Genomic DNA, 23,893 nt, shown 5'->3' on the forward strand with positions numbered 1-23,893 from the left:
ATCATACAGCTGAAAAAGCTGTTTTATTTTGAAAGGTTATGTATAAAAATTAATAAAAAATAATATTTATGCGTTAGCAGAGGTGTTTGCACAATGAAGGGCTACTTACATTTAAACAGCGGAGAAACATATGAAGGTGAGTGGATTTCTGAGTCCCCGCCGGAGCATACAGAGGGGGAAATTGTCTTTTTCACCGGCATGACCGGCTATCAGGAGGTTTTGACGGACCCGTCCTACAAAGACCAGATTATTGTGTTCACCTATCCGCAAATAGGAAACTACGGAGTAAATGAAACAGATTTTGAGAGCAGAAAGCCGCATGCTGCAGGGGTCATTATCTATGGAACCCCGGAAGGTGCGCATCATTACCAGTCTAAATACAGCCTTAAAGCGTATTTGAAGAAATGGGGAATACCGCTCCTGGGACATATCGATACAAGAGCAGTCGTAAAAAAAATCAGAAATGCAGGCACAATGCCGGCTGTTATGTCGCTTCAAAAAGAAAAAACCTGCTGTTCACATGAAAAAAGCTCCTTAAAAGTAAGAGCTGTCTCGCAAACCGTGCATACTCCTGCCGGTGCCGGAAGCATCCATATCGTCCTGATCGATTATGGAAATAAGAAATCGATTGCTGAATCACTGCTTAAACGCGGATGCCGCATCACAACCGTGCCTTTTAACACCAGCTTTGAGGAAATCAATGGTCTGCAGCCGGATGCAATCCTGCTTTCAAATGGACCTGGTGATCCAAAGCAGCTGAAAGATATGCTGCCTGAAATCAAGAAGCTGATATTCAGCTTTCCAGTCCTGGGAATCTGCCTGGGCCATCAGCTTGCAGCTTTGGCACTTGGTGCAGACACTAAGAAGCTGGCATTTGGCCATCGGGGGGCCAACCATCCAATAGCGGATTCCCGCACAGGAAGAGTCATGATGTCATCCCAGAACCATAGTTATGTTGTGGATGAGAAAAGCCTGAAGGGAACCGGCTTGAAGACAAGATTTCATAATCTCCATGACCGGTCAGTTGAAGGTCTTGTTCATCAATCACTTCCGCTCAGTACAGTCCAATTCCATCCGGAAGCCCATCCCGGGCCGCAGGATGCAGAATATATATTTGATGAGTTTATTGAAATAATCAATGCAGCACATGGGAGAGTTACAGCTTATGCCTAAAGACCAGACGATCACTTCAATACTAGTAATAGGATCTGGCCCGATTGTCATCGGCCAGGCCGCAGAGTTTGACTATGCAGGGACACAGGCCTGCATGGCACTGAAAGAGGAAGGCTATAAAGTCATACTCGTCAATAATAACCCTGCGACAATCATGACAGACCACAGTTATGCGGACACGATTTATTTTGAGCCGCTCACCGTTGATTCACTTGAAAAAATTATCATGAAAGAACGCCCGGATGGCCTGCTGGCTTCGCTGGGGGGCCAGACAGGCCTGAATCTGGCAATGGCACTGAGCGAAACAGGAGTGCTGGAAAAATATAAAGTCAAAATGCTCGGCAGCCCGATTGCCAGCATAAAAAAGGGCGAGGACAGGGAGGAATTCCGTCAGCTGATGAAAGAACTGGATGAACCTGTACCGGACAGTGAAATTGTCAGGGAAGCAAAGGAAGCAAAGCGGTTTGCCGAAGCTTCTGGCTTCCCGATTATTGTCCGCCCTGCCTATACGCTCGGCGGTTCAGGCGGCGGGATCGCACATTCGATGGAAGAATTCATGCTTCTCGTCGAGGGAGGGCTCCTCGAAAGCCCGATTTCCCAATGCCTTGTGGAAAAAAGCATTGCAGGCTATAAAGAGATTGAGTATGAAGTGATGCGCGACAAAGATAATACATGCATCACTATCTGCAATATGGAAAACATCGACCCAGTAGGCGTCCATACCGGGGATTCGATTGTTATCGCACCTTCCCAGACGCTGACTGATGAAGAATATCAGATGCTGCGCTCTGCGTCTATCAAGATCATCTCCGCACTCGGAATCATCGGAGGATGCAATATTCAATTTGCCCTGGATCCCGAAAGCAAGAAATATTATTTGATAGAAGTGAACCCGAGGGTCAGCAGATCGTCTGCGCTTGCTTCAAAAGCGACAGGATACCCAATTGCAAGGATGGCTGCCAAACTGGCTGTCGGGTACAGCCTGTCCGAGCTGCTCAACCCGGTTACTGGCGATACGTATGCAAGCTTTGAACCAGCCCTTGATTATGTGGTCGTAAAATTCCCGAGATGGCCATTCGATAAGTTCTCAGAAGCGGACCGCAGGCTTGGCACTCAAATGAAGGCAACGGGGGAAGTGATGGGGATTGACCGCAATATCGAAAGGGCGCTGCTAAAAGCAGTACAGTCGCTTGAAGGCGGCAATCTGGATTTGAAAAACTACGGGCTGGGCGGCTTGACAGATGATAGCCTCATCACCAGGATGAAGGGCCAGACTGATGAAAGGTTCTTTATCGTAATGGAGCTCCTGCGCAGAGGGCATCATATCCATTCCATCCATGAGCTTACAAAAATCGATCTCTTTTATCTTCAATGCTTTGCCGGCCTTGCCAGCCTTGAAAAGGAAATTGCATCCTGTTCTCTTGAAACGGTTTGTAAAGAACAGATGCAGGTGTTCAAGGAAAAAGGATTCAGCGATGAGTATCTTGCATCCATATGGAAGGAAGATGCTCTGTCAGTCAGGAAGAAGAGAAAGCAATTGGGAATACTGCCTTCATACAAAATGGTGGATACCTGTGCAGCTGAATTTGAAGCACAGTCCAATTATTATTATTCAAGCTATTATGGGGAAAACGAGCAGCTGCCAAGCGAAAACAAAAAGGTGCTGATCATCGGAAGCGGACCTATCCGCATCGGGCAGGGAATCGAGTTCGATTATTGCTCTGTACACGGGGTATTTGCCCTGAAGGCAGAAGGCATTGAAACAGTGATGATCAATAATAACCCTGAAACGGTCAGCACAGACTTTGCAACAGCCGACCGCCTTTATTTTGAACCGCTGACACCGGAGGCAGTCCTTAATGTTGCCGATTCAGAAGGCATTAAAGATGTCATCGTCCAGCTGGGGGGACAGACTGCGCTTAACCTGGCCGATAAGCTGGAAAAGGCAGGGCTCAACCTGCTTGGGACGCGTTCGGCAGTCATTGATGACCTCGAAGACCGCGACCTTTTCTACCGCCTCCTCGATAGGCTGGAGATTCCGAGGATCAAGGGAGAGACTGCTGCAGGGGACACAGAGCTGAGAGAAGCAGCAGAAAGAATCGGCTACCCAGTCCTGATCAGGCCTTCTTTTGTCATCGGCGGAAAAGGAATGCACATAATCAGGAGCAGCAGCGAGCTGTCGAGCTTCTTGGAAAAGCAGGAAATCACCTACCCTGTGCTTTGTGATCAATTTTTGCATGCTGCTGAAGCAGAGCTGGATCTTGCAGCTGATGGAGACAACATCCTTGTCCCGGTCATCATGGAACATATCGAAAAAACAGGGGTCCATTCCGGGGACAGCCTCTCCGTACTGCCGGCACAGTCCGTTTCCGGGACAGCTAAGAAAAAAATGTTCGAGTATGGGAAAAAAATTGTTAAGGATCTGGCCTATAAAGGTTTGATGAACATCCAGTATATTGTTGACGGAGAGGAAGTATACCTGCTTGAAGTAAACCCGAGGGCTAGCAGGACTGTGCCGGTTGTCAGCAAGGTGGCAAATGTCCCTCTTGTACAAATTGCGACAAAAATATTGCTTGGGAAATATAAACTGCCCGAATCAGAAGGGCCGGTGTACGATAATCTGCCGTTTGTCTGTGTGAAATATCCGGTATTTTCAAATTATGCCCTTAAAGGGCTTGATCCAAAAACATCACCGGAAATGAGGTCGACAGGAGAAGGAATTGCTTTGGCCACTTCATTGAATGAAGCTGTGAAAAAAGCATTTCATAAAGAAATAAAGCCTGCAGCAGCAGCTGTCATCATGACGGGAAGAGGCGAAACAGATCGTATGGAAGGTCTTGAAGAGACATTGGACCTTTTAGGAATAACTCTTCAGACGGCAGGTGGAGACCGGGATATGGATGCAAACATCCTTGCTGTCTTCAGCAGGGGAGAAGCACAGGAAGATTTTGTGCTGAGAGAATTTGCTGTCAAGAACCGCCTCCCTGTCTTTACACAGCCGGAAACGCTCAATGCCTTCCTGGAATCTCTCCAGGTCAAAGAATGGGAAGTATGCCCTCTTCAGGAATGGCATAATCAAATCATTAAGGATGTGACACATGTATGATAACCGCACAAGCAGCTGATAAAAGCCTCGATATCCAGGGGAAGGATTTCTTGACCCTGGCTGATTTCTCTAAAAATACAATTCTGGGTCTTGTCCAGAAGGCCAGGAAGATGAAGAATGCCTCCCTGCTGGGCAAGGATTCCAAGTCTTTGAATGGAAAGATATTGGGAATGATTTTTGAAAAGCCATCAACAAGAACGAGGGTGTCTTTTGAGGCTGGTATGATCCAGCTCGGAGGGAGTGCCCTTTATCTGAACAGCAATGATCTGCAGATTGGGCGAGGGGAAACCGTTGCAGATACAGCAAAAGTTCTTTCCCAGTATGTTGATGCGATTATGATCAGGACCTTTTCCCATGGGATAGTTGAGGAGCTTGCACTGCATGCAGATATTCCGGTTATCAACGGGCTGACGGATCTTTACCATCCCTGCCAGGCGCTGGCCGACTTGCTGACCATCTATGAAGTGAAAGGAAGGCTTGAAGGATTAAAGCTTGTTTATGCAGGTGATGGGAATAATGTAGCCCACTCCCTGATGATTGCAGCAGCCAAGGTAGGCATGAATCTGACAATTGCAGCACCGCCAGGATATGAACCCCAGGAAAAGGTGCTGGCGCTGGCAAAGCAGTTTGGCAAAGAAACCGGCGCGGAAATTGAAGTAGTGAATAGTGCCATTGAAGCAGCTGCAGGTGCTGACATCCTTTATACTGATGTTTGGACCAGCATGGGCCAGGAACAGGAAAATGCCGAGCGTCTTGAGATATTCAAGTCTTACCAGGTAAATGCCCAGCTTGCAGCAGCTGCAAAACAAGATTATACCTTCCTCCATTGTCTCCCGGCGCACAGAGGTGAGGAAGTTGCTGCAGATATAATCGATGGCAGCCATTCTGCTGTATTCCAGCAGGCGGGGAACCGTCTCCACGCCCAGAAGGCGCTGCTCTCAGAGCTCTTATAAATACTTAAAACCCAGAGACCGCGGACTCTGGGTTTTTTTTGTGGCAAAGGTATCATTTTTTAGGGCAGTCAGTTTGACTTATGATAGAAAATAGACGATTGGCCCAACAATGAAGCAGTAGATGGCAAAATAAATAAGGTTCCCTTTAGCCATGATATTCATGAACCACTTCAGTGAAAAATAGGATGCCACCAAAGAAGCGATGAAGGCAATGGCGTAGGGGAGGGCCAGTGATCCTAAGTTTGGGTCGCCGAGCAGGTCCTTAAGGCCAAGGATCATTCCTCCGGCACTGACTGGAATATACAGCAAGAAAGAAAATCTAAGCGCAGTTTCCTGCTTCATGCCAAGGCCCATGGAAGCTACGATGGTCGCCCCGGACCGGCTGATGCCGGGAATGAGTGCAACTGCCTGAGCAAGGCCGACAATGACTGCATCCTTGACCGTGAGCCCTGCATCATTCTTCCTTCCTTTCATATTGCGGATCAGCCACAAAGCAAGACCAGTTACTACCAGGGTGATTCCCACGGTTTTAATATTGGCGAGATGCTCATCGATGTAATCCTCAAACAGGATGCCGATTACGCCGGCAGGAATGGTGCCGATGATCAGATAAATGATAAAGCGAAAATCAGCTTCTGCCCTTTTATCCTTTGTTGTTATGTACACAAGGCCGTTTTTGGCAAGCCTGATGATATCTTCCCTGTATATAATGAGAACCGCAATCAAAGAAGCAGCGTTAACAAGCAGGGCAAAGCTCATGCCTTCTATTTTTAAATCCATAAAGTGCTCGGCAATTTCCAAATGTCCGCTGGAGGAGATGGGGATAGGCTCAGTGAATCCCTGGAATAATCCTAAAAGCAGATACTTGACTAAAGTGAAAAAATCCAATTGTTTATCCTCCAATTTTCTTTTTTATCCTTATTCATTTAACTATAACCAGCCGGACGTGTAAAGCGATATCAGGGCGTGGGAATTGTTTCTTCCTTTAACACGGTTGTGGATGGATATAATAATAATGATTTTGACTATAAGGAGGAGTTGCACGATGGGGCAGAACCGCCAATTCCGTCCGGGCCAGAAGGCTCCCAATAACGGGATCTATATCGAAATCGGTGAAACCGGGAGCAATGTCAATAACCCGAAGCAGCTGAAAATGAAAGCGGGAGACACATTTCCGGAAGCTTCCAATCATAACCGGATCTGGACATACCAGCGAAAGCCTTAAGAAGCGGGGGGATCATTCCCCTCGTTTTTTTTCATATGTTCCCAAAACTGCCCGGCCGTATGCTTTGCTGGTGCATAACCTGTAAAAGCTTGTTTTTAACGAGAGTGAAAAGGCAATAGATAAGAGGGCATCTAAATTCTTTACATACATGTACAAAAGTCTATAATATAAATAAAGGTCAATAAAGGTCAAAGGAGGTTTTTTAATGGATCTTAACAAAATGACGGAAAGGATGCAGCAGGGGTTCTTGAATGCCCAGTCAAAGGCAGCGATCATGCAGCATCAGGAAGTAGACGAAGCCCATCTGTTCCTGAGCCTCATGGAACAGGAAGACAGCCTTGTCAGCACGATCCTTGAGAGAGCCGGGGCTTCTGCTAAAAGCTTCAGCAGCGGTCTTGAGGATAGCCTGGCAAGAAAACCCCAGGTATCAGGCGGAGGAGCAGAACAAGGTAAACTGTATATAACTGCCGCCCTGCAGAGGCTTCTCGCTGAGGCGGAGAAAATGATGCAGGAGCTTGAAGATCTTTATCTTTCAGCAGAGCATCTGATGCTTGCTGCTGTGCGCGGAAAAACCCAGGCTGGCAAGCTCCTGGCCGGTATTGGTGCTGGCTTTGAAGAATTAAATACGGCCATTATGGCTATCAGGGGGAATCAAAAAGTGACCTCGCAAAACCCGGAAGCTTCTTATGAAGCGTTGAAGAAATATGGCAGAGATCTTGTTGCGGAAGTAAAGGCAGGAAAAGTGGATCCTGTAATCGGCAGAGACAGTGAAATCAGGAATGTTATCCGCATCCTTTCCAGGAAGACGAAAAATAATCCCGTTCTTATCGGCGAGCCGGGCGTTGGCAAAACAGCCATTGTAGAAGGTCTGGCCCAGCGGATTGTGCGCAGGGATGTGCCGGAGGGGCTGAAGGATAAAACGATATTCTCACTCGATATGAGTTCCCTTGTTGCAGGGGCCAAATTCAGGGGCGAGTTTGAAGAAAGGCTGAAAGCGGTATTGAATGAAGTGAAAAAAAGTGAGGGCAGGATTCTCCTCTTCATTGATGAACTCCACACGATTGTAGGGGCGGGGAAGACCGAAGGGGCAATGGATGCAGGGAATATGCTGAAGCCGATGCTTGCACGAGGAGAACTGCACTGCATTGGTGCCACTACACTTAACGAGCATAGAAAATATATTGAAAAAGATCCGGCGCTTGAGCGCAGGTTCCAGCAGGTGCTGGTAAGCGAACCGGATGTAGAGGATTCCATCTCCATCCTGCGGGGGCTTAAGGAGAGATTTGAAATCCACCATGGCGTCAACATACATGACCGTGCCCTGGTCGCTGCAGCAGCTCTTTCTGACAGATATATCACAGACCGCTTCCTGCCGGACAAAGCGATTGACCTTGTTGATGAGGCATGCGCCATGATCCGGACAGAAATCGATTCTATGCCTGCTGAGCTTGACGAAGTGTCACGCCGCGTCATGCAGCTTGAAATAGAAGAAGCGGCTCTCGAAAAAGAAAGTGATGACAGCAGCCGCGAACGCCTTGAAGCCCTCCAGAAAGAACTGGCAGGACTGAAAGAAAAGGCATACTCCATGAAAACGAAATGGGAGCTTGAAAAAGAAGCTATCCAAAAGGTTCAGGAAAAAAGAGAGCAATTGGAGAAATACCGCCTGGATCTTCAGGAGGCTGAGAATAATTATGATCTCAACAAAGCGGCGGAATTGCGGCACGGATCTATCCCTGCTCTCGAGAAAGAGCTGAAGAAGCTGGAATCCGAAGAAGGGGAAAGGCAGGGAGAGCGTCTCCTCCGCGAAGAGGTAACAGAAGATGAAATTGCCGGCATTGTGGCGAGATGGACCGGAATCCCTGTCACAAAGCTTGTAGAGGGTGAAAGGGAAAAGCTCCTCAAGCTTGAGGATACTCTCCATCAGCGCGTCATCGGCCAGGAGGAAGCGGTCAGCCTTGTAGCTGATGCCGTTCTCCGGGCAAGAGCCGGCATCCAGGACCCGAACCGGCCGATCGGCTCTTTTATCTTTCTGGGGCCAACCGGAGTAGGAAAGACTGAGCTGGCCAAGGCACTCGCTCACTCCCTTTTTGACAATGAAGAACAGCTGATCCGGATCGATATGTCCGAATATATGGAAAAACATGCGGTTTCAAGACTAATCGGCGCACCTCCCGGGTATGTAGGATATGAGGAAGGCGGACAGCTTACAGAAGCAGTAAGGAGAAAGCCGTACTCAGTCATTCTTCTTGATGAAATTGAAAAGGCCCACCCTGAAGTTTTCAATGTTCTCCTGCAGATGCTGGATGATGGACGGGTAACGGACTCTCAGGGCCGGACGGTTGATTTCAAGAATACAGTCATTATTATGACTTCCAATATCGGCTCTGCTTATCTGCTCGAACAGGCAGGCGAAGAAATCCCGGAGGAGACAAGGGATAGGGTCATGACCGAATTACGAAGCCGGTTCCGTCCTGAATTTCTTAACAGAGTCGATGAAATGATCCTGTTCAAGCCCCTGTCGCTGGGAGACATTAAAGGGATTGTCGGCAAGCTGATGCTGGACCTTCAGAGGAGGCTTGAAGACCAGCACATTAAAATAAGTATAAAGGATGAAGCAAAAGAATATATTGCACAAAATGGATTTGATCCGGTGTATGGGGCGCGCCCGCTTAAACGATTCATCCAAAGGAATATCGAAACCAGGCTTGCAAAGGAAATCATTTCCGGAAAGATCCGGGATAACAGCTCTGTCGAAATAGGAATTGAAGATGGGGGCATCAGACTTAATGCTTTAAGGAAGTCCTGAAGGACCGCAGCCAAAAAAAGTCATCCTACTTCATGCAGGATGACCTGGTTTTGGCGGCTGATTAATGCAAGCCTTGTTTGCCTGCAGATTCCTCAGGGATAATGGCGGACAGAACAAGAATAAGGATAGTGGCACCTGCAGCGAGGATGGCACCGGTTACAAAATCAAATGTTGAGCCAATCATGGAACTGACTACATATGTCAGCATTTCTACAAGCAGGAAAGTCCAGAAAAGAGTCCAAAAGTATTTCACTGTTTTCACCTCATTATGTAATCTTATATCATATTACCACAACCTGAAAAAATAATAAACGCCTTTTAGCCATGACCACCCGTGGGCCGGGGGCTGTTTCCTCTTTTTCACTGATGGTAGGCATATTCCCTTGCATTTATCCATGCTTTTCATACATTAATTATGATCACATATGTAAAAGGAGTTTTTATAATGGAACACCGAAACTTCAAACTTGATACCGAATGGAATATGATCCACTATCCTGAGCGGCCAAAAGGTTTCGGTATCATGATCATTGGGGATGAGAGGCATTTCGTTGACGAAAAGAGCAGCTTCTGGACGCAGAATGAAGGAAAGGCGGCGGTTCTCCGCCTGCTGAGAAGAGCAGGATATACAGTGTTCTATTCCAATCTGTACGGGAGGAATTGGGGCAGCGATAAAGCGGTAGAAATGGCGAGGAATTTATATGAGCATGTCCTGAGGACAGAAATCATCAATGAAAAAATCCACATTATCGCAGAAGGAATGGGAGCGCTGGCTGCCTTGAAGCTCATGAAGGAAATGGAAGGGAAGATCCGCTCTGTCATCCTCCTGAACCCTGTCCTTTCACTCAAGGACCATCTGGAGCAGGAAAAGGAACATAAATTCTTTTATAAAAAGCTTCTTAAGGAGCTTGCCATATCACATGAGTCTGACTCGCCCCGGGCTCTGGCAGAGCGAAGCATGCCGGCAGAGGAAATAATGGACCGCACGCCGATCCCCGTGAAAATCATCCATGTACTGTCAGGAGGCAGGGCATATAAACAGTCAAGCCTGCTGAATGAACTTTCTGTCAAGTGGAAGGATGAGAAGGCGCCCATATCAATCTGCTATATGCTCCCAGATAAAAAGCAGCAGCTTGGCAGCCAGATGGCCAAATTTTTAAAATCATATGAGAAGATTTTATAGGAGCCTATTATCCAATAGGCTTTTTTTACATGATGCTGTGTGAGTGTACCTTGTTTAACAAAGCCTTCATGATAAGAGAAAGCAATTTTTTAACTTCGATTTCAGTCTGGCAGCAGCGCCAATCCCCTTTGAGATTACAAGCCAAGGAGAAATATTTCCAGTTCACCGGCATAGGATACTAAAAGTAGGTGTATCAGGGAGGAAGTGCAATGAATCGGGCAATTGTTGTAGGTGCATACGAATTTTTGGGTTTCCATTTGGCAATGAAGCTGCTGGACCGCGGGCTTGAAGTGACAGGGATTGTTCCAGGCTCCAGGGGGGATGACAGGTATACAGCAGATAAAGAATTGCTGGTTGGACGCAATGCCAATTTTACTGTGTTCAGCGAAGCAGACTGGAAGGCAAATGGCTCCATTGAGGAACCTTATCTCATCTTCCTTTCGCTTTATGACTTTTATTTCAGGGAAGAAACGGAGCTTTCCTTATGGGAAGGGATGTTTGGACATTTAGAGGCATCAATAGAAGAAACACGCTCCAAGCCTGTTATCCTGATGCCCGTCCAGTATTATGAAGCCGGGAACGAAGGAAACTGCCATTCTGGAGCCCTGAAAATATATCTTCCTACCCTGTTCGGGCTATGGCAGCCTTCTGCTTTTGCTTTTCAGAGGGCAATCGAGGGGCTGGAAAATAAGGATAACACCATGCTTGAACATAAAGGGGATGCAATACATGCAGCGGAAGCCGCTGAAGGAATTATTGAAGCAGCCGCAACAGAAGAAACCGGGTCTCTTTTGTTATGGAGCGGGGAAAAAGGCCGCTGGGGAAAATGTGCCAAGCATCTTGGCATGAAGGAGCCCGCCGATTGCAGTCCCGCAATTGCTCCTGAAGCAGACAGGAAAATCATCAAAGAACAAATACCTTATCATATTGTGCTGGATAAGCAGCAGGAATATGTGAAAAGAAGCGTTGATTCTTCCAGCCGGCTAAGCGGGCCGGGCAGCCCCAAAGTTTTCTAATGGAGGAAAAATATTTTCATTCCGCTGAATTAAGGGTAAAATGAAAAAAGACGAGGAAATTATGGGTCTTATGACTCTTTCATCCGGTGCCGGAACAGCCGGTGCCGTCCTTAAATACTGAAGCTGCACTACTGCCTTTTTGCTGGCCTGTTCTAATGGCCAGCGGCACCATTTAGAGAGCCTTTATCAGTGCACTTGGAAAGGCGGTCAGATATACATGCTCCGTTTTGTGAAATTCATAAGCCCGATTCTGCTGCTCCTTCTGGTGCTGTCGTCATGCGGACAAGCTTCTCCCCGCGGAGAGCTGAAGAAAGCAGGGCTGCTGGTGCCCGATACGATCAATGACCAGGTCTGGGGCACGAAAGGCTATAAAGGGATGCTGAAAATCCAGTCCAAATTCGATGTGGATGTATTCTATAAAGAAGGAATGAACTCTCTTCCCGTTGTTGAGCGTGCTGTAAGGGAGTACGCCCAGAAGGGGGTAAACCTTATTTTTGGCCACGGAAACGAGTACGCCTTATATTTCAATGAAATTTCGGATGAATACCCTGACATCCATTTTGTCAGCTTTAATGGCGATGCCAATAATGAGAACACCACCAGCTTGAATTTTGAAGGGTATGCTATGGGTTATTTTGCAGGGATGCTTGCGGCAGAAATGTCAGAAACCAATAAAGTTGGAGTGATGGCAGCCTTTGAATGGCAGCCTGAGGTCGAGGGTTTTTATGAGGGAGCCATCTACCAGAATGAAGATACAGAGGTGGAGATACGCTATGTCGGAGAATGGGATAATGAACAGAGGGCCCTGGAGCTTCTGGATGTCATGGCCAGGAATCATTCTGATGTGATTTACCCTGCCGGCGACGGCTTTAATGTGCCTGTGATCGAAAAAGTAAAAGAACTGGGTCTGTATGCGATCGGCTATATATCCGACCAGTCAGACCTCGGGGAATCGACCGTCCTTACGAGTACGATCCAGCATGTAGATGCACTTTATGAGCTGGTGGCTGAAAGGATGAATAATGGGGAGCTTAAATCGGGGAATCTGTCATTTGATTTTGATGATGGTGTGATTTCGCTTGGAAAATACAGCCCGGATGTTGACCCAAATTATCGGGATGAGCTAAACTCATCTATTGAAAGGTATAAAGAGACAGGCAAATTGCCTGGCCAAAGTTGAGGAAAAGGAGGGAATGTCCTTATGCAATCCAATGATAAAACGATGGAGTTTATGCAAATAGCCATGAAATATATGCCTGAAGCCCAGCAGGAGCTTGAAAAGGCAGGTATTGAGCTGTCGCTCGAGATGATCCAGCCATTTATGACACTTTTCACAAAAGTTATGAATGAGGCATACGAGCTAGGCAGGCAGGATGCCCAAAGCGGGGAATAAAACGGATATCGATACATAAAACAAGCTGCCCATAATCAGGCAGCTTGTTTTTTATTCAAATTAATGGAAAACTCTTCTTATCCTTTTTTCAGGAGCTGCTGGAATAGAGGTGTCACCTTTTTAAAAAGCGGCTTCAGCTGTCCGGCTGAAGTCATCAGAGTATCAATATTGTCCATCAGCTGTCCAAGGTCTACACCATCGAGAATCTTTTCAATCTGGCCAGGCTCCCGCGCATCTTCCCGGCCGTTTGCCGGCTTGCGCTCCGGGCCGCCTAGTATCCAATCCCCCATTGGTCTCACTGATGGGCCTTTGCTCTCTGAAGCCTCATTTGCCATATCATCCTGTACCCTTTGCCTCGGGCCGAACATGAACCTGGAGAATCCGTCCAGCTCCGAATGCTGCTTTTCTTCCCTGCTGTCCGTGTCCATCGTGCATTCCCCTTCCCCTGAATATCTTTATAATAACGTATGCCGCGGGATTTCCTGTGATAGGGCAGAAGCCGTGGCGCAAGAGAAATTTTCGAGTAAAAAGGTTGCTTCTTCTTTATTATTTTTGCTAAAATTAGTACCAAGTCATAATAATTGATAATAATATGAGTATAAATACGGCTGATTCGCCGGCTGGCTTTTAAATTGTGAGAAGGAGTGGGTTTCCATGAATGCAGGCATACTTGGAATCGGAAAGTTCGTTCCGGAAAAGATACTGACAAATTTTGATTTGGAAAAAATGGTTGATACAAACGATGAGTGGATCAGAACAAGGACAGGGATAGAACAGAGGCGGATAGCGGGTGACGATATGGATACTTCCGACTTAGCCTATAATGCTGCGGTTGCCGCCCTTAAAAATTCAGGGGTCTCTGCAGAAAGCCTTGATATGATTCTGGTGGCAACAGTAACTCCGGACCAGCCGTTCCCGACTGTTGCATGTATGCTGCAGGAGAGGCTTGGCGCTGTCAAGGCTGCTGCTATGGATATCAGTGCTGCGTGTGCAGGTTTTATGTATGGTATGATAACTGCAAAGCAGTTCATTGAAACCGGTGCATATAAACATATCCTTGTCATAGGCGTGGAAAAGCTGTCAAAGATAACCAACTGGGAAGACCGGAACACAGCGGTTCTTTTCGGCGACGGAGCAGGCGCTGCAGTGATAGGACCGGTATCAGATGATAAGGGAATCCTGTCCTTTGAGCTTGGGGCGGACGGCACTGGCGGAAAGCACTTGTATCAGAATGAGAATGACCACATTTACATGAACGGCCGGGAAGTTTTCAAATTCGCCGTCAGGCAAATGGGGGAAAGCAGCCTGAATGTCCTGGAAAAAGCGGGGCTGTCCAAGGAAGATGTTGATTTCCTTATCCCTCACCAGGCGAATATAAGAATCATGGAAGCTGCACGCCAGCGCCTTGAGCTGCCGGAAGAGAAAATGTCCAAAACTGTCCATAAGTATGGAAATACATCAGCAGCCTCCATTCCGATCTCGATAGTCGATGAACTGGAAGCCGGCAAAATCAAGGACGGAGATCTCCTTGTCATGGTCGGTTTCGGGGGCGGACTTACATGGGGCGCCATTGCTATGCGCTGGGGCAGATAACAGAATGCCAGCCTGAAAGCCGGGCCGGCCGGAAGTGTATGAAGAAAAAGTATCCTTGGCAAAGAAGGAGATGTGTAAATAATGGAAAATAGAAGAGTTGTCGTGACAGGAATCGGAGCAGTAACTCCAGTCGGTAATGATGCAGAAACTGCATGGAAGAATATAATAGAGGGAAATTCAGGTGTAGGGCCTCTGACAAGGCTCAACAGCGATGAGTATCCTGCAAAGGTTGCAGCTGAAATCAAAGGGTTTGACCCCCATGAGTTCATTGATAAAAGAGAAGCAAGGAAAATGGACCGCTTTACTCATTATGCAGTAGCTTCTGCGCTGATGGCGGTAAAGGATGCCGATTTAACGATCAATGATGAGAATGCGCCAAGGATTGGCGTCTGGATCGGTTCGGGGATCGGCGGTATGGAAACATTCGAAAATCAGTTTGAAACCTTCCTAAACAGAGGATACAGAAGGGTAAGCCCGTTCTTTGTCCCTATGATGATCCCGGATATGGCGACAGGGCAGGTATCCATCACCCTCGGGGCGAAAGGCTTTAATTCCTGTACGGTCACAGCCTGTGCGACAGGGACCAATTCCATTGGAGATGCCTTCAAGGTCATCCAGAGGGGTGACGCGGACGCCATGGTAACAGGGGGGGCTGAAGCTCCGATCACACGTATGTCTGTTGCCGGCTTCTGTGCCAATACCGCATTGTCGACTAATCCGGATCCTAAAACCGCGAGCCGCCCTTTTGATAAAAATAGAGATGGCTTTGTCATCGGCGAGGGCGCTGGGATTGTTGTTCTGGAAGAGCTTGAGCATGCAAAGGCAAGGGGCGCCAAAATTTATGCAGAAATCGTCGGTTATGGCTCTACTGGCGATGCCTATCATATTACGGCTCCAGCTCCTGCCGGAGAGGGCGGAGCACGGGCGATGAAAATGGCGATTGATGATGCCGGTCTCTCCCCGCAGGATATTGACTATATCAATGCACATGGCACAAGCACAGATTATAACGACAAATTTGAAACGCTTGCCATCAAGGAAGTTTTCGGGGACCATGCCTACAAACTGGCCGTCAGCTCAACCAAGTCAATGACAGGCCACCTTCTTGGGGCAGCAGGCGGGGTAGAGGCAATCTTCACGCTTCTCGCTATGAAGGATGCTATTCTCCCTCCAACCATCAATTATGAAACGCCTGACCCGGAATGCGACCTGGATTATGTGCCAAACGAATCCAGAAAGAAAGATATCAGGGCTGCAATGAGCAACTCGCTGGGCTTTGGCGGCCATAATGCCACCATCGTTTTCAAACAGTATACAGAATAAAAAATAGAAACAAAAAAGGCAGCACACGCCGGTTCCGGCCTGTGCTGCCTTTTTGCATTTCTGCAAGTCTTCAGGGAAACATTCCTGCCGTCAGCCCATAGAATATAAAGATTATCTTATAGGGAGGCGCAGGGCGATTGGGGATCATGGAAACAGATAAATGGCTTGAACAGGATTTCTGGGAGCCCGAGAAAATTTGCAGCCGGCTTCTGGATGAATTCGGGGAAAAGGAGCCGGAGCCTATTTATGGTTATCTAACACGGTTTGGGATGTACAGGCCGGACCGGGTGAATTTCAGGGTGTACGAGGAATTGGCCGGCCAAGGCACTTGGAAATCAGCAGGCGGGCTTTTTAAGAAATACCGGAAAAAGTGGAACGGGCCGGATATACCTGTTTATATCTTTCCGGTGAACAGGAGCGGCAGCAGGGCCAGGCGTTCAGGAACGGTAAAATCAGGGGTCTCATTTCCCGATAAGATGTTTCTTTTCTTTGAACATGCCCAGGATGATAAGGAGCTGGAATCCCTTTTTATCCATGAGTACCATCACGTCTGCCGGATCAGGGAGCAAAAGAAAAAACTCCAGGACTACACCCTTATGGACTCCATGGTGCTGGAAGGAATGGCGGAATATGCGGTTGAAATGAATTGCGGCAAAGCATATGTGGCAGCATGGTGCACCCGCTATACGGAAAAAGAGCTTGGAAACTGGTGGGAGAAATATATTAAAGAAAACTTGAAAAAAACCAAAAAGGATCATGTTCATGATCAGATCCTTTTCGGAAAAGGCAGATACCCGGACCTGCTCGGATATGCTGCAGGATACTGGATTGTGAAACAATATTTCGAAAAGAATAACTTTTCTACAAAAGTTTCTTTTAATTTAAAACCCGAAATTTTAGGAGACCAAATTATAATCTTTTAGTATATTAAAGCGCTTTAAAGCCCTAAACTAAGGGCTTTCTGTTTTTTCTGAAATAATGAAAGTTAATAAATTTTAAAAAAATCTTGCAATTGTAATAAATCTGTAATAGTATTTTAATCAAATACAATGAATTAACAGACAATTCAAAAAGGTAAGAGGTGTCCCATGAGCTTTAAATCACACTCCAATTCAGATGCACCTTTGCTAGAGGTGAATAATTTAGAGACTGCTTTTTCTATCGATGGAAAATACTACAATGCAGTCGATAATGTGTCTTTCAAAGTCAAGCCGCGCCAGGTAGTAGGCATCGTAGGTGAATCCGGCTGCGGTAAATCGGTCATGAGCCTTTCCGTCATGAAGCTGCTTCCGAAGGGGATCGGCAAAATCAAATCAGGAGAGGTCGTCTTCAATGGGGTTCACCTCGAAGACATGGGTGAACGCCAGATCAACAAAATACGGGGCAAGGATATCGCAATGATCTTCCAAGAGCCGATGACCTCGCTCAACCCGGTGTTTTCAATAGGGTTCCAGCTGCAGGAAGTGCTCTTCAACCATATGAAATTATCAAAAAAAGAAGCCAGGCAAAAAAGCATCGCACTCCTGAAGAGCGTTGGCATCTCCCGTCCGGAAAAAATAGTTGATGAGTATCCTCACCAGCTGTCCGGAGGAATGAGGCAGAGGGTTATGATCGCCATGGCGATTGCCTGCCAGCCGAAGCTTCTTATTGCAGATGAGCCGACCACTGCCCTGGATGTAACCGTACAAGCCCAGATCCTTGAGCTCCTGAAAGAAATACAGGAAGTAAATGATATGTCCATCATCCTGATCACGCATGATCTCGGGGTAGTGGCAGAAATGTGCGATGACGTCTTTGTCATGTACGCAGGAAGAATTGTAGAGCGCACAGATGTCGACACACTCTTCCATAACCCGAAGCATCCATATACAGAGCTGCTGATGGGCGCCATCCCGAAAATGGATGAAGAAGTCGAATCGCTAAGCACCATAAAGGGGATTGTCCCATCACTGAAAAACATGCCTAAAACGGGATGCAAGTTTGCAGCCAGGTGCCCAAAGGCAATGCCGGAATGTACTGCCGTCACCCCGCTGCTGGCTGAAAATGAAGATGGGCATGAGGTAGCATGCCTGCTCTATGAAACTAGCAGGCCGAAAGAAGGAGTGACATTATAATGACGACAGCAACAACATCCCCGGCACTGAAAAAAGACAAAAGCGCCAATGAAACGCTGCTTGAAGTCAAGAATCTGAAAACCTACTATCCTATCAAGGGCGGAATCCTGAGAAGGACAGTAGCTGCCGTTAAAGCAGTAGACGATGTATCTTTTGAAATCAAAAAAGGCGAGACTCTCGGCCTTGTCGGCGAGTCCGGCTGCGGGAAGTCCACTACAGGAAGGACAATCCTGAGGCTTCTGGAGCCTACTGAAGGGGAAATCATTTTCGACGGCCAGGATATTACAAATCTCCGCGGAACAACTCTCAGGAAGATTCGCAAGGATTTCCAGATGGTCTTCCAGGATCCATATGCTTCCCTGAACCCGATGATGATGGTAGGCCATCTTATATCCGAGCCGATCCGCAACTATACAAAACGTTCAGAAAAGGACCTGAAGCCTGAGGTCATGGAACTTCTGGCAAGGGTAGGCCTTCCGGAAGATGCCTATTATAAATATCCGCACGAATTCTCCGGCGGCCAGAGGCAGCGGATCGGAATCGCGCGGGCCCTGGCACTGAAGCCTAAGCTCATCATCGCAGATGAACCGGTCTCCGCCCTGGATGTATCAGTCCAGTCCCAGGTGCTGAACCTTTTGAAAGAGCTTCAGGAAGAGTTTGACCTTACTTTCCTCTTCATTGCCCACGACCTTAGCGTCGTGAAGCATATGAGCGACCGGATTGGCGTCATGTACCTCGGCGGCCTTGTTGAAGTAGCAGATAAGTCCAGTTTATATGCAGAGCCGCTGCACCCGTATACACAGGCTCTGATCTCGGCTATCCCTGAGGCTGATCCGCGCAAAAAGAAAGACCGGATCATCCTTGAAGGCGATGTCCCAAGCCCGATCGACCCGCCTTCCGGCTGCACATTCCATCCGCGCTGTGCACACGCAATGCCGGAGTGCTCGAAGATCAAGCCTCAATTAAAGGAGGTGAAGCCTGGACATAGGGTTGCATGTCACTTATATAACTAAAGCTTGGCCATTTTGAAAAAAAAGAAACGATAATTATGGGGGGAAAACGATGAAGAAATCAGCATTTTGGCTATTTTCAGTCCTGCTGGTAATGTCCATGTTCCTTGCTGCCTGCTCTGGGAATGAAAAGACTTCAGGCGATGACACTGATAAAAAAGACGATGACACAGATGCTAAAACAACTGAAGTAGAAGGCGGAAAAGTAACATTTGGTTATACTCAGGCGTTTAAAGGCGTTTTATCTTATGCCTATTATGAAGGGGAAGACGATGCAAATGCCCTTCAGTTCATGCACGAAGGAATGGTTGCTTACAATGATGAGCTGCAGCCGATCCCTAACCTTGCTGAATGGACTTTCAATGAAGACAACACTGTTGTAACTTTCAAGTTGAAAGACGGCGTAAAATGGCATGACGGCGAACCATTGACTGCTGAAGATATGGAATATGCCTGGTACCTGATCGCAGATCCTACATATGAGGGAGCACGTTTCGCAAACGTGGCGATGATTAAGGGTGCACAGGAATACAAAGATGGAAAAGCTGACACGATTGAAGGTATCAAGGTTATTGATGACCTGACAGTAGAAGTTACAGTTACAGAACCTTCTGTCAACCTGATTGACAACATCTGGTCTATTCCAGAACCAAAGCATTATTATGGAGATATTTCTTCTAAAGAACTTCCTGACTCTGACCAAGTCCGTAAAAACCCGATTGGTGTCGGGCCGTTTAAAGTAACGAACATTGTTCCTGGCGAAATGATTGAATATGAGCGTAATGATGATTATTGGAGAGGCCCTGCCAAGCTTGACGGCGTTGTCTACAAAATCATTGATCCATCCCTTGCTGCCGGCCTGATCGAAAACGGCGAAGTGGATGTTATCCAGGCTCCTTCTGACCAGTGGGGACAAATTAAAGAACTTGGCAATATCAACCCTGTAACAATCGATGCTATGTCTTACAGCTATATCGGTATCGACCAGGGACGCTATGATGCAAAATCAGGAAAAGTTGTAATGGATAACCCTAAATTCTCTGACAAGCGCGTGCGCCAGGCATTGGTTTATGCACTGGACCGCCAAGCTTATATCGATGCTTTCACAAACGGTTTAGGTAAACCGCTTAACGTTCCATTCCCGTCCGTTTCATGGGCTAAGATCGACGATTCAGAAATCAACACTTATGACTATGATCCAGAAAAGGCAAAGAGCCTGTTGGATGAAGCCGGCTATAAAGATGTTGACGGCGACGGATTCCGTGAAGATCCAGACGGAAAGCCTTTCTCTATCAACTTCGATGCGATGGCAAGTGCTGAAACTTCTGAAGCGCGTGCTCAGTTCATTCTTCAATCTTGGGGTGAAGTTGGAGTCAAGGCTCAGCTTAACGGCGGTTCCCTGAAAGACTTCAACCTGTTCTATGACACTATCGAAGCAGATGATCCATCTGTTGAAACTTTCCATGGTGCATGGGGACTTTCATATGATCCAGATCCATCCGGCATCTGGCTGTCAACTGACAAGTGGAATATGTGGCGCTGGTTGAATGAAGAATCCGATGCGCTTATCAAGAAGGGTGTTCAATTCCCTGAAGATAAAAACCAGGATGTTATCGAATACCGTAAAGAAGTATACAACGAGTGGCAGAAACTTGTTAACGAAGAGCTTCCTGTAATCTTCTTCGACCAAAGGGAAGATGCATGGGCAATCAACAAACGTGTTGGCGGAGTCAAAGTAACTCCAGGCGGCACAGATGAGTTCTACAACTGGCACATTGTTGAGTAATAAGAAATAAGGTTTAGATAAGGGGAATGGAGTATGCTGCAATACACAATCCGAAGACTTATAGGTATGATCCCAATAATTTTCCTTATCTCCATTGTGGTGTTTACCCTGGCAAAGCTTATGCCAGGGGACGCCCTCTCTGGAAAAATCGACCCGCTAAATTCCGATCCGGAATATATCGAGGAAATGCGTGAAAAGATGGGCTTGAATGACCCAATCCATACACAGTATTTCCGCTGGATAGGCGGAGTGGTTCAAGGGGATTTTGGGGATTCATTCATCCATAAGCGCGATGTAATGGAATTGATCGGCGACAGGCTGCCGAACACAGTTTTCTTAGGTTTTACTTCACTCATGATTACGTATATTCTAGCTTTTATGATGGGCAGGTTCTCAGGCAGATTTGCCTACAGTCCAGGAGATTATCTAATATCAGGAATAAACTATTTGGCCTTGGCCATTCCAAGCTTTGTTGCAGCCCTAGTGGCGATTTACGTTTTCTCTTTCCAGCTGGGATGGGTCCCGGCGACTGGAAGTATCGGTTCAGGAGTTGAACCAGGATCTTTTGAATATTATTTGAGTAAAATCAAGCATACAATTCTTCCTGCGCTTGTATTGGGCACCATGGCTACGGCTGGATATACCCAGTTCCTGCGCAATGATATGATCGAAAGCTCTCGCAAAGATTATGTTCGTACAGCCAGAGCAAAGGGTACGAAAGAATCCGCGATTTATAATAAGCATATCCTCAGAAATTCGGTCATTCCGATTATTACACTGCTGGGCTTTGACATTGCAGGTCTTTTCGGGGGAGCTATTATTACCGAAACCATTTTTACATATCCGGGAATCGGATACCTGTTTGTAGAATCAGTAAACTCACGTGATTATTCCGTTATGATGGCCATCACCATGATGCTGACCATCCTGACGCTTATTGGAAATTTAGTGGCAGATATACTATATGGAATAGTAGATCCGCGCATACGTTTAAGTTAGGTAGGTGAGAGTTATGGAACCAACAATTTCGCAGCAAAGTACAACGGCTATTGAGGAGCCTGTAAAGCCTCCCAAGAGCCAGTCGCCATGGGCTCTCGCCCGCAGGAAATTTTTAAAGAATAAACTTGCCATGATCAGTCTCTGCTATCTTGTGCTCATTGTCTTAGTATCAATATTTGCCGAGCCGCTGTCCATGCCGATTGAGGAAACGGCTAAGCTGAATTTGACTGAAATCAGCAAAGAGCCTTCAGCAGAACACTATTTTGGCACAGATAAGTCTGGGAGAGATGTATTTGCCAGGACCCTCCATGGCGGAAAAACGTCATTGACTCTTGCTTTCTCCATCACCATTTCGGTAGTTGTGATTGGAACGATCGTAGGAGCCACAGCCGGATTCTTCGGAGGCTGGGTTGACAATGTGCTTATGCGCTTCACCGACTTTATGATGAACTTTCCGTTCCTGCTTTTCGTCATCGTGCTAAAGTCTATTTTCATAGAATCAAGTACAGCTACACTCATCTTCGTCATTAGTGTGCTGAGCTGGACCGGAATAGCCCGTCTGGTGCGAAGCAAGGTAATGGTAGAGAAAGAAAACGAGTATATCATGAGTTCCATCTCTATCGGCTGTTCGTCAGTTACAACGATCTTCAAGCATCTATTGCCGAATGTAATGTCTACCATTATTGTACAGGCTACATTGACACTTGCTGCCATGATCGTGGCGGAAACTGGCTTAAGCTTCCTCGGCTTCGGTGTACCGATGAACATTCCGAGCTGGGGCAATATGCTTCAGGATGCAAGAAGTCCGGATGTATTGACCAGCAAGTGGTGGATATGGATACCGCCCGCAACGGTTCTGACACTGACAATACTATCAATCAACTTCGTTGGCGAGGGTCTGAAGGACGCATTTAACCCTAAGTCAAATAGATAATGCGGCTGGCATCAGCCGGAACCATAAAGGGCGAGACACTTCAGGTGCTCACCCTTTTTTAATGAAATCCGCAATTAAAGATCCTTTTGGGGGTCTTTTTTGTTTTTGCCGTATGATTTAACGCTTTCTATCATATATATGTAAAAAAACAAGAGAGCAGGAGTATATATGGGACAAGCCAGAAGGGATCCAGCCCAATGATCTTCAGGCTGTTTATTTTTATTACTGGTTTTGGACTGGCTGTAGCAGGCGGGATCAGCTCGGTGGCTTATTTAAATCTCTTAATTGCCGGGCATGAATTGAGTGACTATTTTTCATACATTCTTAAAAGGCCTGAGTGCGGACTGCTCCCGGCCGGGATTGTCATTATTACAGTGGCCGTATACTTTCCGCAGGGAACTGAGGAGTAAACTGTTGCACGTGGAGGAATAAATTAACTATTTCCTGTTCATACTGAGTGACAAATAGTTACTTGAAGTGAGGGGTTATAAGATGTTGTATCTTCATGATGTATGGGTGAACTGGTTTGAAGGAGAAGAAAACGGATATAATGTATGCCACTTTCATGAATGGAGAAAAGATGACAGTGTGGAATTGCTTGATCAGGTCCCATTGTTAAAGGTAGAGCCGCTCCTTTTCAACTACATAGAAAACGACTTATCAGAACTGCCGCAACAGCTGCTGAACGACATCTACCAAAAAGCATATTTGCGAAAAAACCACGAACGGACACAGCTTGATTACTGTTTTGTCGTCTCCGACGGTTCAGGCATATTGGCAGTCGATACGATCAGCTATAATATACCCATCCGCAAAAGCCGGCTGATTCCAAGGCAGGAGCAGCTTGCTTACGAAATGCTTGATAATCAGGAAACCATCCAATATGCATTTAACGACCAATCCTGTTTAAAGGATTTTCACATCCTTTCGCCAGCCCCGGAAATGATGAACGGCCTTACCAGAAAAGAAAGGCAGCTGAAGCAGCTGCTCTTTATGGCTCTTGATCAGCTTCATTCATCTGGGAATACAGCTGAAATCCGCTATTGGTATACAGAGTGGAATCCAGAGAAATATACTATAATCCAGCAGCTGGAATTCGAACAGGCCTGGAAGTCACTGTATGAGGAAACGAAGCTGGGATGGTCAGGAAAACATGAAGCTTTTTGCGAAAATATCATTAAAGGGCAGCCATTTTTTGAGAAACTGTGGGAAATGGAGCATGGCTCGAAAGTGAATTAATATGCATAATTCTATACTGAAGGAAAAAGGAGTATCTTTT

Annotated in this window: 22 protein-coding genes; 19 read left to right on the top strand and 3 right to left on the bottom strand. The window is 46.7% G+C overall.

Annotated elements, in window-relative coordinates; all coding sequences use genetic code 11:
* Positions 1 to 93: 93 nt before the first annotated feature.
* The 3 genes from ABU165_RS15220 to argF are packed head-to-tail and all read left to right on the top strand — an operon-like array spanning position 94 to position 5,232.
* Complete coding sequence (locus ABU165_RS15220) at positions 94 to 1,173, top strand: carbamoyl phosphate synthase small subunit (RefSeq protein ID WP_009794070.1); 1,080 nt, start codon at positions 94 to 96, stop codon at positions 1,171 to 1,173.
* On the top strand, positions 1,166 to 4,279 hold the full coding sequence (locus ABU165_RS15225) for a carbamoyl-phosphate synthase (glutamine-hydrolyzing) large subunit (protein WP_129611888.1): 3,114 nt from the start codon (positions 1,166 to 1,168) through the stop codon (positions 4,277 to 4,279). Before ABU165_RS15220 ends, ABU165_RS15225 begins: the two co-directional genes overlap by 8 nt.
* On the top strand, positions 4,276 to 5,232 hold the full coding sequence (gene argF, locus ABU165_RS15230; RefSeq protein ID WP_318060234.1) for an ornithine carbamoyltransferase: 957 nt from the start codon (positions 4,276 to 4,278) through the stop codon (positions 5,230 to 5,232). Before ABU165_RS15225 ends, argF begins: the two co-directional genes overlap by 4 nt.
* Before the next feature lie 78 nt (positions 5,233 to 5,310).
* Here argF and ABU165_RS15235 read toward each other — a convergent pair whose 3' ends face one another.
* Positions 5,311 to 6,120 (bottom strand): undecaprenyl-diphosphate phosphatase, encoded by an 810-nt coding sequence (locus tag ABU165_RS15235; protein ID WP_022543603.1) that lies wholly within the window; start codon positions 6,118 to 6,120, stop codon positions 5,311 to 5,313.
* 157 nt (positions 6,121 to 6,277) lie between these two features.
* Here ABU165_RS15235 and ABU165_RS15240 point away from each other — a divergent pair, with 157 nt between their 5' ends.
* Positions 6,278 to 6,457 (top strand): YjzC family protein, encoded by a 180-nt coding sequence (locus ABU165_RS15240; protein ID WP_009794074.1) that lies wholly within the window; start codon positions 6,278 to 6,280, stop codon positions 6,455 to 6,457.
* A 205-nt stretch (positions 6,458 to 6,662) separates the two neighbouring features.
* A complete protein-coding gene (gene clpB, locus ABU165_RS15245; protein WP_318060235.1) occupies positions 6,663 to 9,263 on the top strand; it encodes an ATP-dependent chaperone ClpB in 2,601 nt (866 codons plus the stop codon).
* A 61-nt stretch (positions 9,264 to 9,324) separates the two neighbouring features.
* On the opposite strand, the gene ABU165_RS15250 is transcribed toward clpB, so the two are convergent.
* Complete coding sequence (locus ABU165_RS15250; protein ID WP_022543604.1) at positions 9,325 to 9,516, bottom strand: YjzD family protein; 192 nt, start codon at positions 9,514 to 9,516, stop codon at positions 9,325 to 9,327.
* A gap of 192 nt (positions 9,517 to 9,708) precedes the next feature.
* Here ABU165_RS15250 and ABU165_RS15255 point away from each other — a divergent pair, with 192 nt between their 5' ends.
* The 4 genes from ABU165_RS15255 (at position 9,709) to ABU165_RS15270 (ending at position 12,855) form a co-directional block, all read left to right on the top strand.
* Entirely contained in the window at positions 9,709 to 10,446 is a 738-nt protein-coding gene (locus ABU165_RS15255; protein WP_306009293.1) for a lipase family protein, read from the top strand.
* 209 nt (positions 10,447 to 10,655) lie between these two features.
* On the top strand, positions 10,656 to 11,462 hold the full coding sequence (locus tag ABU165_RS15260) for a Rossmann-fold NAD(P)-binding domain-containing protein (protein ID WP_318060236.1): 807 nt from the start codon (positions 10,656 to 10,658) through the stop codon (positions 11,460 to 11,462).
* A 217-nt stretch (positions 11,463 to 11,679) separates the two neighbouring features.
* Positions 11,680 to 12,642: a BMP family ABC transporter substrate-binding protein gene (locus ABU165_RS15265; protein ID WP_009794081.1), complete on the top strand. Its 963-nt coding sequence runs from the start codon at positions 11,680 to 11,682 to the stop codon at positions 12,640 to 12,642.
* A gap of 21 nt (positions 12,643 to 12,663) precedes the next feature.
* Entirely contained in the window at positions 12,664 to 12,855 is a 192-nt protein-coding gene (locus tag ABU165_RS15270; RefSeq protein ID WP_009794082.1) for a ComZ family protein, read from the top strand.
* 77 nt (positions 12,856 to 12,932) lie between these two features.
* Here ABU165_RS15270 and ABU165_RS15275 read toward each other — a convergent pair whose 3' ends face one another.
* A complete protein-coding gene (locus ABU165_RS15275) occupies positions 12,933 to 13,283 on the bottom strand; it encodes a hypothetical protein (RefSeq protein ID WP_009794083.1) in 351 nt (116 codons plus the stop codon).
* Between the two features lie 226 nt (positions 13,284 to 13,509).
* Between ABU165_RS15275 and ABU165_RS15280 the strand changes: the two genes are divergently transcribed.
* The 10 genes from ABU165_RS15280 (at position 13,510) to ABU165_RS15325 (ending at position 23,853) form a co-directional block, all read left to right on the top strand.
* Positions 13,510 to 14,448, top strand: a complete 939-nt coding sequence (locus ABU165_RS15280; protein ID WP_009794084.1) for a beta-ketoacyl-ACP synthase III — start codon at positions 13,510 to 13,512, stop codon at positions 14,446 to 14,448.
* An 81-nt stretch (positions 14,449 to 14,529) separates the two neighbouring features.
* The gene (gene fabF / locus ABU165_RS15285) at positions 14,530 to 15,771 is read left to right on the top strand and encodes a beta-ketoacyl-ACP synthase II (RefSeq protein WP_009794085.1); all 1,242 of its coding nucleotides are present in this window, start codon (positions 14,530 to 14,532) and stop codon (positions 15,769 to 15,771) included.
* A 146-nt stretch (positions 15,772 to 15,917) separates the two neighbouring features.
* The gene (locus ABU165_RS15290; protein WP_094768304.1) at positions 15,918 to 16,694 is read left to right on the top strand and encodes a DUF2268 domain-containing putative Zn-dependent protease; all 777 of its coding nucleotides are present in this window, start codon (positions 15,918 to 15,920) and stop codon (positions 16,692 to 16,694) included.
* Between the two features lie 165 nt (positions 16,695 to 16,859).
* On the top strand, positions 16,860 to 17,885 hold the full coding sequence (locus tag ABU165_RS15295; protein ID WP_318060237.1) for an ABC transporter ATP-binding protein: 1,026 nt from the start codon (positions 16,860 to 16,862) through the stop codon (positions 17,883 to 17,885).
* The gene (locus tag ABU165_RS15300; protein ID WP_009794088.1) at positions 17,885 to 18,898 is read left to right on the top strand and encodes an ABC transporter ATP-binding protein; all 1,014 of its coding nucleotides are present in this window, start codon (positions 17,885 to 17,887) and stop codon (positions 18,896 to 18,898) included. The genes ABU165_RS15295 and ABU165_RS15300 overlap by 1 nt, the downstream gene beginning before the upstream one ends.
* A 49-nt stretch (positions 18,899 to 18,947) precedes the next feature.
* Positions 18,948 to 20,681 carry an oligopeptide ABC transporter substrate-binding protein gene (gene opp4A / locus ABU165_RS15305; protein ID WP_094768242.1) on the top strand — a complete coding sequence of 578 codons (1,734 nt, stop codon included), beginning with the start codon at positions 18,948 to 18,950 and terminating at the stop codon, positions 20,679 to 20,681.
* Positions 20,682 to 20,714: 33 nt separating this feature from the next.
* Positions 20,715 to 21,680, top strand: coding sequence for an oligopeptide ABC transporter permease (opp4B, locus tag ABU165_RS15310; RefSeq protein ID WP_022543607.1), 966 nt, complete (start codon positions 20,715 to 20,717; stop codon positions 21,678 to 21,680).
* Between the two features lie 13 nt (positions 21,681 to 21,693).
* A complete protein-coding gene (gene opp4C / locus ABU165_RS15315; protein ID WP_009794091.1) occupies positions 21,694 to 22,614 on the top strand; it encodes an oligopeptide ABC transporter permease in 921 nt (306 codons plus the stop codon).
* Positions 22,615 to 22,811: 197 nt separating this feature from the next.
* A complete protein-coding gene (locus tag ABU165_RS15320; protein WP_148950147.1) occupies positions 22,812 to 23,024 on the top strand; it encodes a YuzI family membrane protein in 213 nt (70 codons plus the stop codon).
* Between the two features lie 82 nt (positions 23,025 to 23,106).
* Positions 23,107 to 23,853, top strand: a complete 747-nt coding sequence (locus tag ABU165_RS15325) for a YjbA family protein (protein ID WP_009794093.1) — start codon at positions 23,107 to 23,109, stop codon at positions 23,851 to 23,853.
* The last annotated feature ends 40 nt before the right edge of the window (positions 23,854 to 23,893 follow it).

It is taken from the genome of Cytobacillus sp. T106 (genome assembly GCF_040492155.1).
Classification (GTDB): Bacteria; Bacillota; Bacilli; order Bacillales; family Cytobacillaceae; genus Bacillus_AB; species Bacillus_AB infantis.

What these genes read in the sequence shown, in the direction of transcription:
- ABU165_RS15220 (WP_009794070.1), top strand. Translation starts at nt 94, where the DNA reads ATGAAGGGCTACTTACATTTAAACAGCGGAGAAACATATGAAGGTGAG.
- ABU165_RS15225 (WP_129611888.1), top strand. Translation starts at nt 1,166, where the DNA reads ATGCCTAAAGACCAGACGATCACTTCAATACTAGTAATAGGATCTGGC.
- argF (WP_318060234.1), top strand. Translation starts at nt 4,276, where the DNA reads ATGATAACCGCACAAGCAGCTGATAAAAGCCTCGATATCCAGGGGAAG.
- ABU165_RS15240 (WP_009794074.1), top strand. Translation starts at nt 6,278, where the DNA reads ATGGGGCAGAACCGCCAATTCCGTCCGGGCCAGAAGGCTCCCAATAAC.
- clpB (WP_318060235.1), top strand. Translation starts at nt 6,663, where the DNA reads ATGGATCTTAACAAAATGACGGAAAGGATGCAGCAGGGGTTCTTGAAT.
- ABU165_RS15255 (WP_306009293.1), top strand. Translation starts at nt 9,709, where the DNA reads ATGGAACACCGAAACTTCAAACTTGATACCGAATGGAATATGATCCAC.
- ABU165_RS15260 (WP_318060236.1), top strand. Translation starts at nt 10,656, where the DNA reads ATGAATCGGGCAATTGTTGTAGGTGCATACGAATTTTTGGGTTTCCAT.
- ABU165_RS15265 (WP_009794081.1), top strand. Translation starts at nt 11,680, where the DNA reads ATGCTCCGTTTTGTGAAATTCATAAGCCCGATTCTGCTGCTCCTTCTG.
- ABU165_RS15270 (WP_009794082.1), top strand. Translation starts at nt 12,664, where the DNA reads ATGCAATCCAATGATAAAACGATGGAGTTTATGCAAATAGCCATGAAA.
- ABU165_RS15275 (WP_009794083.1), bottom strand. Translation starts at nt 13,283, where the DNA reads ATGGACACGGACAGCAGGGAAGAAAAGCAGCATTCGGAGCTGGACGGA.
- ABU165_RS15280 (WP_009794084.1), top strand. Translation starts at nt 13,510, where the DNA reads ATGAATGCAGGCATACTTGGAATCGGAAAGTTCGTTCCGGAAAAGATA.
- fabF (WP_009794085.1), top strand. Translation starts at nt 14,530, where the DNA reads ATGGAAAATAGAAGAGTTGTCGTGACAGGAATCGGAGCAGTAACTCCA.
- ABU165_RS15290 (WP_094768304.1), top strand. Translation starts at nt 15,918, where the DNA reads ATGGAAACAGATAAATGGCTTGAACAGGATTTCTGGGAGCCCGAGAAA.
- ABU165_RS15295 (WP_318060237.1), top strand. Translation starts at nt 16,860, where the DNA reads ATGAGCTTTAAATCACACTCCAATTCAGATGCACCTTTGCTAGAGGTG.
- ABU165_RS15300 (WP_009794088.1), top strand. Translation starts at nt 17,885, where the DNA reads ATGACGACAGCAACAACATCCCCGGCACTGAAAAAAGACAAAAGCGCC.
- opp4A (WP_094768242.1), top strand. Translation starts at nt 18,948, where the DNA reads ATGAAGAAATCAGCATTTTGGCTATTTTCAGTCCTGCTGGTAATGTCC.
- opp4B (WP_022543607.1), top strand. Translation starts at nt 20,715, where the DNA reads ATGCTGCAATACACAATCCGAAGACTTATAGGTATGATCCCAATAATT.
- opp4C (WP_009794091.1), top strand. Translation starts at nt 21,694, where the DNA reads ATGGAACCAACAATTTCGCAGCAAAGTACAACGGCTATTGAGGAGCCT.
- ABU165_RS15320 (WP_148950147.1), top strand. Translation starts at nt 22,812, where the DNA reads ATGATCTTCAGGCTGTTTATTTTTATTACTGGTTTTGGACTGGCTGTA.
- ABU165_RS15325 (WP_009794093.1), top strand. Translation starts at nt 23,107, where the DNA reads ATGTTGTATCTTCATGATGTATGGGTGAACTGGTTTGAAGGAGAAGAA.